At 66.2% G+C, this 14061-nt stretch carries 15 protein-coding genes; 11 read left to right on the forward strand and 4 right to left on the reverse strand.

Annotated elements, in window-relative coordinates; translation table 11 throughout:
* Positions 1–4: 4 nt before the first annotated feature.
* Positions 5–274 (reverse strand): hypothetical protein, encoded by a 270-nt coding sequence (locus tag M2320_RS04850; RefSeq protein ID WP_264596300.1) that lies wholly within the window; start codon positions 272–274, stop codon positions 5–7.
* Between the two features lie 95 nt (positions 275–369).
* Between M2320_RS04850 and M2320_RS04855 the strand changes: the two genes are divergently transcribed.
* The 7 genes from M2320_RS04855 to M2320_RS04885 all read left to right on the forward strand — a co-directional run bounded on the left by M2320_RS04855 (position 370) and on the right by M2320_RS04885 (position 6180).
* A complete protein-coding gene (locus M2320_RS04855; RefSeq protein WP_264596301.1) occupies positions 370–1467 on the forward strand; it encodes a zinc-binding metallopeptidase family protein in 1098 nt (365 codons plus the stop codon).
* A gap of 61 nt (positions 1468–1528) precedes the next feature.
* On the forward strand, positions 1529–1684 hold the full coding sequence (locus M2320_RS04860) for a DUF3309 family protein (protein ID WP_184429460.1): 156 nt from the start codon (positions 1529–1531) through the stop codon (positions 1682–1684).
* 62 nt (positions 1685–1746) lie between these two features.
* Entirely contained in the window at positions 1747–3039 is a 1293-nt protein-coding gene (locus tag M2320_RS04865; protein WP_264596302.1) for a glutamate-5-semialdehyde dehydrogenase, read from the forward strand.
* Entirely contained in the window at positions 3036–3635 is a 600-nt protein-coding gene (locus M2320_RS04870) for a nicotinate-nucleotide adenylyltransferase (RefSeq protein ID WP_264596303.1), read from the forward strand. Before M2320_RS04865 ends, M2320_RS04870 begins: the two co-directional genes overlap by 4 nt.
* 127 nt (positions 3636–3762) lie before the next feature.
* Positions 3763–4107: a ribosome silencing factor gene (rsfS, locus tag M2320_RS04875; protein WP_264596387.1), complete on the forward strand. Its 345-nt coding sequence runs from the start codon at positions 3763–3765 to the stop codon at positions 4105–4107.
* Positions 4104–4586, forward strand: coding sequence for a 23S rRNA (pseudouridine(1915)-N(3))-methyltransferase RlmH (gene rlmH, locus M2320_RS04880; protein ID WP_264596304.1), 483 nt, complete (start codon positions 4104–4106; stop codon positions 4584–4586). Before rsfS ends, rlmH begins: the two co-directional genes overlap by 4 nt.
* Before the next feature lie 214 nt (positions 4587–4800).
* On the forward strand, positions 4801–6180 hold the full coding sequence (locus tag M2320_RS04885; protein WP_264596305.1) for a sensor histidine kinase: 1380 nt from the start codon (positions 4801–4803) through the stop codon (positions 6178–6180).
* Here the strand turns inward: M2320_RS04885 and M2320_RS04890 are convergent.
* Positions 6177–6383, reverse strand: a complete 207-nt coding sequence (locus tag M2320_RS04890; RefSeq protein WP_264596306.1) for a hypothetical protein — start codon at positions 6381–6383, stop codon at positions 6177–6179. The two genes, M2320_RS04885 and M2320_RS04890, sit on opposite strands and share 4 nt — an antisense overlap.
* Positions 6384–6528: 145 nt before the next feature.
* Between M2320_RS04890 and M2320_RS04895 the strand changes: the two genes are divergently transcribed.
* The 4 genes from M2320_RS04895 to M2320_RS04910 are packed head-to-tail and all read left to right on the forward strand — an operon-like array spanning position 6529 to position 11115.
* Positions 6529–7926 (forward strand): murein hydrolase activator EnvC family protein, encoded by a 1398-nt coding sequence (locus tag M2320_RS04895; RefSeq protein ID WP_264596307.1) that lies wholly within the window; start codon positions 6529–6531, stop codon positions 7924–7926.
* Positions 7923–9395, forward strand: a complete 1473-nt coding sequence (locus tag M2320_RS04900) for a S41 family peptidase (protein ID WP_264596388.1) — start codon at positions 7923–7925, stop codon at positions 9393–9395. The genes M2320_RS04895 and M2320_RS04900 overlap by 4 nt, the downstream gene beginning before the upstream one ends.
* Before the next feature lie 47 nt (positions 9396–9442).
* The gene (locus M2320_RS04905) at positions 9443–10609 is read left to right on the forward strand and encodes a divergent polysaccharide deacetylase family protein (protein ID WP_264596308.1); all 1167 of its coding nucleotides are present in this window, start codon (positions 9443–9445) and stop codon (positions 10607–10609) included.
* Between the two features lie 2 nt (positions 10610–10611).
* Complete coding sequence (locus tag M2320_RS04910; protein WP_264596309.1) at positions 10612–11115, forward strand: RNA pyrophosphohydrolase; 504 nt, start codon at positions 10612–10614, stop codon at positions 11113–11115.
* A gap of 54 nt (positions 11116–11169) precedes the next feature.
* On the opposite strand, the gene gcvPB is transcribed toward M2320_RS04910, so the two are convergent.
* A complete protein-coding gene (gcvPB, locus tag M2320_RS04915; RefSeq protein ID WP_264596310.1) occupies positions 11170–12717 on the reverse strand; it encodes an aminomethyl-transferring glycine dehydrogenase subunit GcvPB in 1548 nt (515 codons plus the stop codon).
* The gene (gene gcvPA, locus M2320_RS04920; protein ID WP_264596311.1) at positions 12714–14057 is read right to left on the reverse strand and encodes an aminomethyl-transferring glycine dehydrogenase subunit GcvPA; all 1344 of its coding nucleotides are present in this window, start codon (positions 14055–14057) and stop codon (positions 12714–12716) included. Before gcvPA ends, gcvPB begins: the two co-directional genes overlap by 4 nt.
* Positions 14058–14061: the final 4 nt, after the last annotated feature.

The following is a 14061-nucleotide window of genomic DNA, read 5'->3' on the forward strand; positions in this document are numbered from 1 at the left end:
AGGATTACGGGCGCAGGCGGCGGGAGGCGGCGATGGCGCGCTCGCCGGTTTCGCGCAAAAGCCTGGCGATCTCGGCCACGCGCTCGGGGTCGTGGCTGAACTTCTGCAACAGATTGGCGGCGCTCACGATCGAAACCGCAAAGTTGCTGAAATCGTGAGCGAGCTTGGCTTCGGGCTTGGGCTGAGCGGCGACCCCGCTCCGGGAGGCCCCGGACGGCTCGACGTTCGAGGCCGCGGGACAGTCCAGGAGGTCATGGCCCTGGTGATCTTGCATCGGCGCATCATGTTGGGATCGGGGCGCCGCGTCAAGTCGCGCCAAATCGTGTTTCGAGGTTATTTTACGCCGACGCCGCACAGAAAGATTGGAAAATGAAGCATTTTGTCTGCCAGAACTGTGGATCTACCGTATTTTTCCGGAATTCGAGCTGCGTATGCTGCGGATCGAAGCTGGGCTATTCGCCGGATCACGAAAACATGTTCGCCGTTCATCCCGTCGACCCCGAGGCGGAGCGTCCGCTATTGCGCGCGGTTGGAGAGAACGCGAACTTTCATTTTTGCGCCAATGCCGCGCAGGGCGTGTGCAACTGGCTGGTCCCCGCCGAGTCCGATCAGACGCTGTGCCGATCGTGCCGTCACAACCATCTGGCTCCCGATCTGTCGATCGCCGGCAATCTCATGCGCTGGCAGCGGGTGGAACAGGCCAAGCAGCACCTGTTCTATTCGCTGATCCGCTGGCGCCTGCCGACGCCCACGCAAGCCGAGGGCGTAGCGGAACCCTTGGTGTTCGACCTCGTCGGCGACGTGCAAACGAGCGAAGGCGTCACGCGCATCTACACCGGCCACGATTCCGGGCTGATCACCATCAACATCGCCGAGGCCGACGACGACGAGCGTGAGCGGCGCCGGCTGGGTCTGGGCGAGCCCTATCGCACGCTGCTCGGCCATTTCCGTCACGAGATCGGCCATTATTATTGGGACATCCTGGTCCGGGACGGAAAAATGCTCGACGAGTTCCGCAACCTGTTCGGCGACGAACGGCTCGATTATGGCGCGGCGCTGCAGCGCTATCACGCCGAAGGCGCGGCCCCGGACTGGCCCGGCGCCTTCATCAGCGCCTATGCGACGGCGCATCCCTGGGAGGATTTCGCCGAAAGCTTCGCCCACCACATCCATATCGTCGACACGCTGGAGACGGCGCATGCGCTGGGTCTTTCCATCGACGCGCGCGCGGTGCGCGATGAATCGCTGAAAACCGACGTCGCCTTCGACGCCTATCACGCCGACACGTTCGATGCGGTGATCGCGGCCTGGACGCCGGTTTCGGTGGCGCTCAACAGCCTGACGCGTTCGCTGGGCCAGCAGGACGCCTATCCCTTCGTGTTGTCGCAGACCATCGTGGCGAAACTCGACTTCATCCACCGTCTCATTCGCGCCCAGCAGGCCGACACCGCGCCGGTCTCCGCCTGAACGCAACAGAACCGGAACAAAGGCCGGCAGGTCCCGTTACTTCCTCAAAAGGGGGACTGCGATGCTTGGGACCATTCTTCTCGTCATTCTCATTCTGATGCTGCTCGGCGCGCTGCCGACCTGGGGCTACAGCTCGGGCTGGGGCTATGGGCCGAGCGGCGGCGTCGGGCTGCTGCTGATCATCGTCGTGGTGCTGCTGGCCACAGGACGCGTGTAGGCGGTTTGCCGGGCGGGGCGAAGGTCTGCTAAACAGTCGCCCCGACAGTTTGGAACCCGGCGATGGAAAGCTTGGCGCGCGTTCACGGCGAAGCCGCGGACATTTCGAAGATGATGCTCGATCTGGGGCGGCGCGCGCGCAAAAGCGCGCGCACGCTGGCGCTGGCGCCGCCGGAGCAGAAGAACCGCGCCCTGACCGCCGCCGCCGATTTTTTGTGCGCGCGCAAGAACGAGCTGATCCAGGCGAATGCGCAAGACATGGCCGCCGCGCGCGGCAAAAATCTTGCGCCCTCGATGCTCGACCGGCTGTTGCTCGACGACAAGCGCATCGAGTCCATGGCGCAGAGCCTCGTCGACATCGCCGCGCTGGCCGATCCGGTCGGCCGCGTGCTCGAAACCTTCGAGCGTCCCAATGGCCTGCGCATCGACCGCGTGGCGACGCCGCTCGGCGTGATCGGCGTGATCTTCGAAAGCCGGCCCAATGTCACCGCCGACGCCGGCGCTTTGTGCCTCAAGGCCGGCAATGCCGCGATTTTACGGGCGGGGTCCGAGAGCTTTCATTCCTCGCGGCTGATCCACGCCTGCCTGGTCGACGGGCTGAAGGCCGCAGGCCTTCCGGAGGATTGCATCGTGCTGGTCCCCACCCGCGACCGCGCGGCGGTGGGGGCGATGCTCGCGGGCTTGAACGGCAATATCGACGTGATCGTGCCCCGCGGCGGCAAGAGCCTGGTGGAGCGGGTGCAAACGGAAGCGCGCGTGCCGGTGTTCGCGCATCTCGAAGGCATCGTGCATCTCTATGTCGATGCGGAGGCCGATCCGGCCAAGGCGGAACGCATCCTGCTCAATTCAAAGCTGCGCCGCACCGGCATATGCGGCGCGACCGAAACCCTGCTCGTCGACCGGGCCGCGGCGGATCGCCTGCTGGCGCCGCTGGTGAAACTCCTGCTCGATGCGGGTTGCGAGGTTCGCGGCGACAAAGCGACTCAGGCGGTGGATGCGCGCGTAAAACCGGCGAGCGAACAGGACTGGTCCACCGAATATCTCGACGCCATCATTTCGGTGAAACTGGTGGACGGGGTGCAGGGCGCGATCGACCATATCGAGACCCATGGCTCGCATCACACCGACGGTATCGTCACGGAAAACCGCGCCATTGCGGAAAAATTCCAGCGCGAGGTCGATTCCGCCATCGTCATCCACAATGCCTCGACCCAGTTCGCCGACGGCGGCGAATTCGGCTTCGGCGCGGAGATCGGCATCGCCACCGGCCGCATGCATGCGCGCGGCCCGGTGGGCGTGGCGCAGCTCACCTCGTTCAAATATGTGGTGCGCGGCGACGGGCAGACCCGGGCGTGATCAAACTGCCGCCGCATGCGCCGGGCATGAGGATCGGCCTGTTCGGCGGGTCCTTCAACCCGCCGCATGAGGGGCACAAGCTGGTGGTTTTGACGGCGCTGCGCCGCGCGGGCCTCGACGCGCTCTGGGTCCTGGTGACGCCCGCCAATCCGCTCAAGGACCCCGCGCAATTGCCGCCGGCGGCCGAGCGCTTCGCCAAGGCCCAAGCGTTCTTTCGAAATCCCCGCGTAAAAGTGACCGACGTGGAGACGCCGCTTCGCGCCCGTTATTCCTGGCAAACCGTGGATTTCCTGACGCGGCGGGCGCCCGGCGTCAAATTCGTTTGGGTGATGGGAGCGGACAATCTCGCGAGCTTTCATCGCTGGCGGCGCTGGCGCGACATCGCCAGAAAAATGCCGATCCTTGTGGTGGACCGGCCCGGTTCGACCCATGGCGCCGCCTTCGGCGTGGTGCCGCTTTGGTACGGGCGCCGGCGGCTCCCCGAGGCGCAGGCGGCGCATCTGTGCGACCGAAGGCCGCCCGCGCTTGTGCTGCTGCACGGACCGCGCTCGCCGCTGTCCTCCACGCAATTGCGGGCGCGGCGACACGTTCCTTGATTTTTTGGCGCGCGTCTGCCTTTTGTACGCTTTTACCATATCCGAGGGCCTGATCCTGATCCGCAAGACGAAATCCGAACCGCAATCGGCCGAGCCCAAGGCGCTCGAACCCGTCGATCCCAATGCTTTGCCGGAGGTGGCGCGCGTCGCGCTGACGGCGATGGAGGATTTGAAGGCCGAAGATGTCGCCGTCATCGATCTTGCGGGAAAAACCTCGATCGCCGACTGGATGGTGATCGGCTCGGGCCGCTCGACCACGCAAGTCGGCGCCATGGCCGACAAGGTGGTCCGGGCGCTGAAGGAAATCGGCGCGCCGACGCCGTCGGTCGAAGGCGTTCCCGCCTGCGACTGGGTGCTGATCGACGCAGGCGACGTGATCGTCCACCTGTTCCGGCCTGAGGTGCGCGCCTTCTACAATCTCGAGAAGATGTGGGGCGTCGACCGGCCGAGCGAGGCGCGCGACAAAAGTTGAAACTGCTCCTCGTCGGCGTCGGGCGGCTCAAGAGCGGGCCCGAGCGCGAGCTGGTCGCGCGCTATGCCGAACGCTGCGCGGCGGGCGGGCGAAAAATCGGCCTGACCGCCTTCGACCTGCGCGAAATCGAGGAATCCCGCGCCCGCCGCCCCGAGGACCGCAAGGCCGAAGAGGCCGCCGCCCTGCGGGCGCTTCTGCCCCCGGGCGGAAAGCTCATTTGTCTCGACGAGCGCGGCAAGACCATGGACAGCGAAGCCTTCGCGGCCAGGATCGGCGACTGGCGCGATGCGTCGGCGCCGGCCTGCGCCGTGGTGATCGGCGGCCCGGACGGCCTCGATCCGGAGTTTCGCGCGCGCGCCGACCTGGTCCTCGCCTTTGGCGCCATGACCTGGCCGCACCAGCTGGTGAGGGCGCTGGCGGCCGAGCAATTGTTTCGCGCCATGACGATTCTGTCGGGACATCCCTATCATCGCGTGTGACGCGCGCGTTGCGAGCGTAGTTCATCGAAATCCAGCAAGGGAAATGCGCGCGGACGGCGCCCGGCGCCATGTATTCCGTGCAATAGACCTGTGAATAACTTCGCGAGGAGTGGCGGCGTTTGGCCGATCACGAAAAGTTGTATGCGTCTTTCCTGGGAATCGTGCAACAAAGCTGTGCCGGGCGCATCGGGCCGAAAAGAAGACCAAGAGCCGCATGATTCACTCAGGACAGATCGAAGCCGACCTTTTTGAACTCGCGCCGTGCGGCCTCGCCGTCGTCGCGCCAAATGGTCAGATCCTTCGCGCCAATCAATTGCTCCGCGAGTGGATCGGCTTCCGAGGCGGCGCGCCGGAAGGACAAAACCTCTCCTCCATGCTGGTCGGCGACGGTTCGTCGTTCTTTGCCTCGCTAATCGACAGCCTGCGGCAGGACGAACCTGCGGAAGAGGTGTTCGCGCTTCTGCAGCGTGGCAATGGCGCGATCCTTCCCGTCTATCTGAATGCGGTCTTGCGCAGGGGGGCGTCCGGCGTCGGGCGCGGGGCGGAGACCGTGCACATCAGTTTCATCAGCGCCTGGCGGCGCACCGAATATGAAGCGGAGCTGCGCCGGGGCAAAAGGGCGGCGGAGCAATTGGCGTCGATCGTGTCCCATTCCTCCGACGCGATCGTCAGCGTCGACCGGGGCGGGCGCATCCTCAACGCCAATTTCGCCTTTTCCGACATTTTCCAGTTCGACCGCGCCGAGGTCCTGGGCGCAAAGCTCTCCGAACTGATCGTTCCCGAACAATATCGCGAACAATTCGAAAAGAAGCTGCGACGCGCGGCGCACCGTCCGATCAAGGGCGAAATTGTCCGCCGCCGCCGCAAGGACGGGATCTTTCTCGATTTCTCCTTGTCGCTCGCGCCGATCCGCGACGAATCCACCGGCGAGACTGTCGCCATTTCGGCGATCTATCGCGATGTCACGGCTTTGACCCGCGCCGCCGAACACATCGAATTCCTGCTGCGCGAGGTCAATCACCGCTCCAAGAACATGCTCGCGGTGGTGCAGGCCGTGGCGCGGCAGACGGCGCGCTTCGCCGACAGTCCGGAGGCCTTCACCGACGGTTTCATGGCGCGCCTCGCCGCCATCGGCGCCAGTCACGACATGCTGGTCTCGCGCGACTGGCGCGGCGTCCAGGTCGAGGAGCTGACGCGCATTCAGTGCTGCGAACTCATCGAATCCGAGGAATCCCGCATCGTCGTCTCCGGCGACCTGATCGAGATCAACCCGCGCGCCGCGGAAAGCTACGGGCTGGCGCTGCACGAACTGGCCACCAACGCAGTCAAATATGGCGCTCTGTCCACGACCGAGGGCTGGGTCGAACTGACATTCGCCCTCGACCCGGAGACGCAAACCTACCGCTTCAGCTGGCGAGAGCAGGGCGGCCCGCCGGTCGAGCCGCCGGAGCGCAACGGTTTTGGCGTCTGCGTCCTCACGCGCACCGCCCCGCAGTCCATCAATGGCGAGAGCCGCCTCGACTTTCCGCAGGAGGGGCTCACCTACACCCTGTCCGCGCCGCTGGCGCAGGTGGCGATGAGCGGTCTGGATTAGCGCCGCTCGAAATCCGACACATTCAACGCCGCGATCGCTCCGGGATCACAGGTTTCGACGCGCAGCTTTCGCGCGCCCGTCCGTTTCTTCACCGCGGGCGCCAGGCGCGGGGAGAGCAGGGGCTGCGCCAGTTCCTGACGCACGGCGGCGATCATGAACAAGCTCGCGAGAACGAGGGGGAGGAAGATGGCCGCGGTGGTCATGGCGTCATTTCCTTAGCTTCAATAAGGGAACATATAAAGAACATACGTCGCTTTGTCAAGGGAAAAGCCGCGCTTTGCCGCGCCGCCCCATTGCTGACGCTTCGCCTGCCTTTAATCTGAGCCCGGCGAATCGGCAGGAGCGGCAATGGCGAAGACAAACGGGCTGACGCGAGCGGGATGGTTCGCCGCACTTGCGTTCGCCTCGCTTTCCGCCATGGCCCAGACCGCGCAGCCCCCCCACCCCACCGGCGCGCCCGCCGCCGCCGAAACGAAGCCCCCCGAAACAAAGCCTCCCGAGCCGAAAGCCATCGAACTCGACCGGCAAAAGGCGCAATTTCAGGGCGTTCAAGACACCCTGGCGCAAACCGAGGCGCAGCGGAAGAAGATCGAGGCGGAAATCGAGTCGCTCCAGAACGATCGCGCCAAGCTGACCGCGGCCGCCATTGACGCGCGCGGCAAGATCGACGAGGCGGAGGCGCAACTGGCGGCCAGCGCCACGCGGCTGGAAACGCTCGCCGGTTCGGAAAACGCCATTCGCAAATCGCTGGACGGGCGGCGCGAGGTGCTCGCCTCCGTGCTCGCCGTCTTGCAGCGCATGGGGCGCAAGCCGCCGCCGGCGCTGCTCACCCAGCCCGAGGACGTGTTGCGGGCGATCCGCGCCTCGATGCTGCTCGGCGCGGTGCTGCCGCAATTGCGCGCCGAAACCGAGGCGCTCGCCAGCGATCTCCAGGATCTCGTCTCGCTTCGGGCGGCCATCGCGCAGGAAAACGCCCGGCAGGCCGAGGAGGCGCAGGCGCGCCGCGACGAGCGCGCCCGTCTCGACGCCTTGGTCGCCGCGCGCCAGCAGGCCATCGGCCAGGCGCAGGACGCGCTCGCCGCCGAACGCAAGCGCGCGCAGGCGCTGGCCGGGCAGGCGGCGAGCCTCAAGGAGCTGATCGCGCGCATGGAGGGCGAACTCGCCGGCGCCCGCGCCGCGGCGGAAAAGGCGCGCCTGGCCGAGGAAGCCCGCGCGCGCCAGGGCGAAAAAGCGGCCGAGGAGGCGCGGCAAAAGTTCGCGGATGCGAAAAAACGCGATCCCGCGCGGCTGACGCCGGCGATCGCCTTCGCCCAGGCCAGGGGGCTCTTGTCGCTGCCGGCCAATGGAACTGTGATCAAGGCTTACGGCGCCGCGAGCGAATTCGGCGGCGCGGAAAAAGGACTTTCGCTGGCCACCCGCCCTCAAGCCATTGTTTCGTCTCCTTGCGATGGCTATATCGCCTTCAGCGGCCCCTGGCGCTCCTACGGTCAACTCTTGATCGTCAACGCGGGCGGCGGCTACTATGTGGTGATGGCCGGCATGGCGCGAGTCGACGTGTCGGTCGGACAATTTGTTCTGGCGGGCGAACCCGTGGGGTCGATGGGCGATGGCGCGGCGCAAACCGCTGCTTCCGCCGCCATTGCCGCGACGCAGCCGGTGCTTTATGTCGAGTTTCGCAAGGATGGGACGGCCATCGATCCGGGGCCATGGTGGACCAAGCCGGATAACATGAGGGTTCGCGGATAATGCGCAAGACATCTCTGGTTCTGCTGGGCGCGATCATCGGCGCATCCGCCGTGGCGATCGGTCCGCGGGTTCCGATGCCCTGGTTCCCGGCGGGCGCCCACGCTTCGCCGTCGGACGTCTATCGCTCGCTCAACCTGTTCGGCGACGTGTTCGAGAAGGTCCGCACCGACTATGTCGAGAAGCCGGACGACAAGAAGATGGTCGAGGCGGCGGTGAGCGGCATGCTCGCCTCGCTCGACCCGCATTCGTCCTATATGGACGCCAAGAGCTTCATGGACATGCAGGTGCAGACCTCCGGAAAGTTCGGCGGTCTCGGCATCGAGGTGATGCAGGAAGACGGCCTGGTCAAGGTGGTCGCCCCCATCGACGACACCCCGGCCGCGCGCGCCGGCATTCTTTCCGGCGATTTCATCACCGCCATCGACGGCGAGCCCGTGCAGGGCATGACCCTCAACCAGGCCGTGGACAAGATGCGCGGCGCGGTGGACACCAATGTCAAGCTGACGCTGGCCCGCGGCGCGGCCAAGGAAAAGATCGACGTCACGCTCACCCGCGCGCTCATCCAGATCAAGTCGGTGCGGTCGCGCGTCGAGGCGCCCGATGTCGGCTATATCCGCCTCACCCAGTTCACCGAACAGACCTATGACGGCCTCAAGGAGGCGATGAAGAAGATCCAGACCGAGATCCCGGCCGACAAGTTCAAGGGCTATATTCTCGATCTGCGCAACAACCCCGGCGGCCTGCTCGACCAGTCGGTGGCCGTGGTCAACGCCTTCATCGACCATGGCGAGATCGTCTCGACGCGCGGCCGCAACGCCGACGAGACCCAGCGCTACAACGCCCGCCCGATCGATCTGTCCAAGGGCAAGCCGGTGATCGTGCTGATCAACGGCGGTTCGGCCTCGGCCTCCGAGATCGTCGCCGGCGCCTTGCAGGACCACAAGCGCGCCACGCTGATCGGCACGCGTTCGTTCGGCAAGGGCTCGGTGCAGACCATCATCCCGCTCGGCCAGAACAATGGCGCGCTGCGGCTGACCACGGCGCGCTACTACACGCCGTCGGGCCGTTCGATCCAGGCCAAGGGCATCGAGCCGGACCTCACCGTGCTCGAGGACGTGCCGGACGAGCTGAAGGGCAAGGACCGCACCGAGGGGGAGGCCTCGCTCAAGGGCCACCTCAAGAACGGCGACCAGGAAGAGCATGGCTCGCAGGCCTATGTGCCGCCGGATGTCGCCAAGGACAAGGCGCTGCACGCGGCGCTCGACCTGCTGCGCGGCGTGAAGACGGCCGAGGTGATCAAGGCCGAGAACGCCAAGGCGGTCGCGGACGCCGCCGCCAAACCGGCGGCCAAGGACGAGACTAAGCCCGCGACCGGCCGTCCCGCGGAAGCGCCGCCCGCGGCGCCGCCGGTGGGGCCGAAGGGCGAACCGGTGTTGAAGCAGGGCCCGACGCCGGTCCCGGAAAAGTAAGGCTTAACGGCCCGTCGTTCGCGGCGGGCCGAATTTTCAGACCGGACATGCTGGACGATCTCGACCGCCCGCTCGGGCTAGAGCGACAAGAGCCAAGAGTTCAGGGCGGTCGCAAGCCGCTGTGGGCCGCGGCGGCCCTTGTCGCGCTGGCTTTGGCCGGCGGGGGCGTCTGGCTTGCCGGGCGCGACGGTCAAGGGCGCGATGGTTTTGGCGGCGAACCGGAGGCGCGCGCGCCGATCCAGCCGCTGCCGCCGGCCCCCGCGGCCCCGCCCGTCGCGCAAGTCCAGGAGCAGCAGCCTGAAGCCGCGCCATCGGGCGCCCGCGTCGATATCGAGAATGGCGTGCGTGTGGTGCGCGGCGGCGGCGCGGCCGGCCCCGCCATCATTCATGTGCCCGACACCGCCGCCTCGCCGCTGCCGCCTGCGCCCGATCCGCGCCTGGTTGAAAAAAGCCGTTTCGGCCTGCTGCCCAAGCGCGGCAAGGACGGCGCGACGCCCGCGCAGGTCTATGCCCGGCCGCAGGCCGCCGTGAAACCCGGCGTTCCCCGGATCGCGCTGATCGTCGGCGGCATGGGGCTGAACGATCTCGCCACGCAATCGGCGATTTCGCGCCTTCCCGCCGCCGTGACCCTGGCTTTCGCGCCTTACGGGACGCGGGTCGAGCATCTCGCCAATTCCGCGCGCGACGCCGGCCATGAAATCCTGCTGCAGGCGCCGATGGAGCCGTTCGACAGCGCGGAATCCCCGGGCCCGCATGTCATCTCCGCCGGCGACGCCTCCAAGGCCGAGGACGAATTGCATTGGCAGATGGGCCGGTTTCCCGGCTATTTCGGCGTGATCAACTATCTCGGCGGCAAGCTGGCCTCCGACCGCGACGCGATTTCGCCGGTGATTTCCGAGATCGGCAAACGGGGGCTGGCCTATATCGACGACGGCTCGGCGCCGAGCAGCGTCGCCGGAGAGGTTGCGGCGCGCGACGGCTTAGGCTTTCTCAAGGTCGATGTCCGCATTGACGATGTCCGTCGTCCCGAAGCCATTGACGCCGCCCTCGTCAAGCTCGAAACTCTTGCGAAGCAGAAAGGGGTGGCCGTCGGATTCGCCTCGGGACTGCCGTCGACCAACGACCGCATCGCCAGCTATCTCGCCGATCTCCGGCGCGCCGGCGTCGTGCTGGTCCCGGTCTCCGCGGCGTTCGACGCCGGCGACAAGAGGTGAGGATGGATGCGCTGACATACCGGCCCTGCGTCGGCATCATGCTGCTGAATGCGGAGGGCCTGGTGTTCGTCGGACGGCGCAAATCGAAGCGCGGGCCTGACGTTCACCCGATGCCATACGAATGGCAGATGCCGCAGGGCGGCATTGACGAGGGCGAGGCGCCCTATGACGCCGCCTTGCGCGAGCTGCGCGAGGAGACCAATGTCCGGAGCGCCCAATTGCTGGCCGAGGCGCCGAACTGGCTGACCTATGACCTGCCGACCGAGATCGGCAAGAAATCCTGGCGCGGCCGGTTTCGCGGCCAGACGCAAAGGTGGTTTGCGCTGCGGTTTACGGGCGAGGACACCGAGATCAACATCGACGCCCCCGACAACGGCCGCCACAAGGCGGAGTTCGACGCCTGGCGCTGGGAGCGCATGGACCGCCTGCCAGAGCTGATCGTGCCGTTTAAGCGCGAGGTCTATGTCCAGGTCTGCGCGCATTTCGCGCATCTGGCGGGGGCTTAAGCCGCGCGCTGCGCGCCGCGGCGCGGATGCCCGGCGCAAGGCCGGGCATGAGCTTCACGCAACCGGCGGTTCGCGCTCTCCCACGGGCTTCTTGTAAGTGAGCACTGGCTTGCGCGCGGCGCCGGTCTCATCGAGGCGGGTGCGCGGCGCATAGTATGGCGCGCCCGTAAACCGCTCGACCTCGCCGTTCTTCACGCTGAAGGCGAGGTCCCGCAGCGTGGCGACGAACATTTCTAAAAACGCGGCGGATTCCGATTCCGTGGGCTCGATCAGCATGGCGCCGTGGACCACCAGCGGGAAATAGACCGTCATCGGGTGAATGCCCTCGTCGATCATCGCCTTGGCGAAATCGAGCACGGTCACCCCGCTGTCCTTCATCCACTGGTCGTCGAACAGGACCTCGTGCATGCACAAGCGTTCGGCGAAGGGCGAGGACATCACGTCCTTGAGGCAGACCCGCAAATAATTCGCCGACAGCACCGCATTCTCCGAGGCCATGGCGAGACCGTCGCCGCCATGCGAGAGAATGTAAGTCAGCGCGCGGACGAACATGCCCATCTGGCCGTGGAAGGCGGCCATGCGGCCAAAGCTCTGCGAACCCTCCTTCTCCTCCACCAGCGCCCAGCTGTCGCCGTCGCGGCGCAGGAACGGGACCGGGGCGAAGGGCGCCAACCGGCTCGACAGTACGACCGGCCCCGCGCCGGGGCCGCCGCCGCCATGCGGCGTCGAAAAGGTCTTGTGCAGGTTGATGTGCATGGCGTCGACGCCGAGATCGCCGGGCCTCACTTTGCCGACGATGGCGTTGAAATTGGCGCCGTCGCAGTAGAAATACGCGCCGGCCTCATGCACCAGACGCGCGATCTCGACAATGTCGCGCTCGAACAGCCCGCAGGTGTTGGGATTGGTGAGCATGATCGCGGCGACGTCGGGGCCGAGCGCGGCGGCGACGGCTTCGGGATGCACCAGCCCGTCGGCGCCCGCCGGGATCGGCCGAACGGAAAAGCCCAGCGCCGCGGCGGTGGCGGGATTGGTGCCGTGAGCGGATTCGGGCGCCAGCACGATTTTTCGCGTCGCCGCCTCGCCCCGCGCGGCAATGGCCGCCTTGATCGCCATCATGCCGCACATTTCGCCATGCGCGCCCGCCTTGGGCGTGAGCGCCACCGCTTCCGTTCCGGTGAGGGTGGTCAGCCAATGCGCCAGCTGCGCCATCAGCTCCAGCGCGCCCTGCACGGTGGAGAGCGGTTGCAGCGGGTGGATGTCGGCAAAGCCCGGCAGCCGCGCCATTTTCTCATTGAGGCGCGGGTTGTGCTTCATCGTGCAGGAGCCGAGCGGATAAAGCCCTGAATCGATAGCGTAATTCTGCTTCGACAGCCGCACGTAATGGCGCAAGGCTTCGGGCTCGGACAGACCCGGTAGCCCCAAAGGCGACTGCCGCTCCAGGCCGCCGAGACGCGGCTTGAAATTTTTGGGCGGGTCGATGTCGACGCCGGAAACATCCTCGCGGCCGTGCTCGAAAATCAGGCCGGTCTCATGGGCGAGACCGTGATGGCCGGAAAAGGTGCGCGGCAGTTTTTTTTCGAAAAAACGCGGCTGCTCGTTCATCGCGCGGCCTCCTCACGCAGCGCCGCGACGAGGGCCGCGCGGTCGTCATCGGTGTTGATCTCGCTGCTGGCGATCAGCAGCAGATTGTCGAGGCCGGCGCCGGGCGAGAGCCGCGATGCCGGCACGCCGGCCAAAATCTTTTGGCCCGCTGCCCGTTCGACGAAATCCGCCGCCGAACCGGGCAGTTCGACGCAGAATTCGTTGAAGAAGCCGCCGTTCAGCAATTTCACGCCCGGAATCGTCTCGATCGCCTCGGCGAGCGCCACGGCATTGGCGTGATTGACCAAAGCCAGTTCCCGCAATCCCTTTTCGCCCAGCAGCGACAGGTGGATCGAAAAAGCCAGAGCGCACAGGCCGGAGTTGGTGCAGATGTTGGACGTCGCTTTTTCCCGGCGGATGTGCTGCTCGCGCGTCGACAGGGTGAGGACGAAACCGCGCCGTCCCTGGCTGTCGAATGTCTGGCCGCACAGGCGGCCGGGCATCTGCCGCACGAATTTTTCGCGGGTCGCGAACAGGCCGAGATAGGGACCGCCGAAATTCAGGCCATTGCCGATCGACTGTCCCTCGGCGACGACAATATCCGCGCCCTGCGCGCCGGGACTTTCGACCAGGCCGAGCGCCAAAACTTCGGTGACGACGGCGACCAGCAACACGCCCTTGGCCTTGCAAGCCTCCGCCAGCGGACGCAGGTCGCGCAAATGTCCAAAGACGTCGGGCGACTGCACCACCACGCAGGACAGGCTGTCGTCGATCTGGGCAATCAAATCCTCACGCGCCAGCGGATCGGGCGGCAGCGCCAAAATTTCGTCATCGGCCATGTCCGACAGCGTGCGCGCGGTCTCGGCGTAATGCGGATGCAGGCCGCCCGACAACAGGGCCTTTCGCCGACGCGTGACGCGATGAGCCATCAAGACCGCTTCGGCGGTCGCCGTGGAGCCGTCATACATGGAGGCGTTGGCGACATCCATGCCGGTGAGCCGCGCCACCTGGGTCTGGAACTCGAACAGGACCTGCAAGGTCCCCTGTGAAATTTCCGGCTGATACGGCGTGTAGGAGGTCAAGAATTCCGAGCGCTGGATCAGATGGTCGACGCTCGCCGGCACATGATGCTTGTAGGCGCCGGCGCCCAGGAAGAAAGGAACGGCGCTTGCGGCGAGATTTTTCGCGGCCAGCGCCTCCATCGCGCGCTCGACCTCCAGCTCGGTCTTTCGACCCGGGAGGTCCAGCGGGTCCTTCAGCAGCTTGTCGGCCGCGTCGGCAAAGAGGTCGTCGATGTGGGCGAGGCCCATGCGCGCCAGCATGTCCTCGCGCTCAGTCGGGCTGAGCGGCAGATAGCGCATGAAG

The sequence above is a fragment of the Rhodoblastus acidophilus genome (genome assembly GCF_025961575.1).
In the GTDB taxonomy this organism is placed as follows: domain Bacteria; phylum Pseudomonadota; class Alphaproteobacteria; order Rhizobiales; family Beijerinckiaceae; genus Rhodoblastus; species Rhodoblastus acidophilus_C.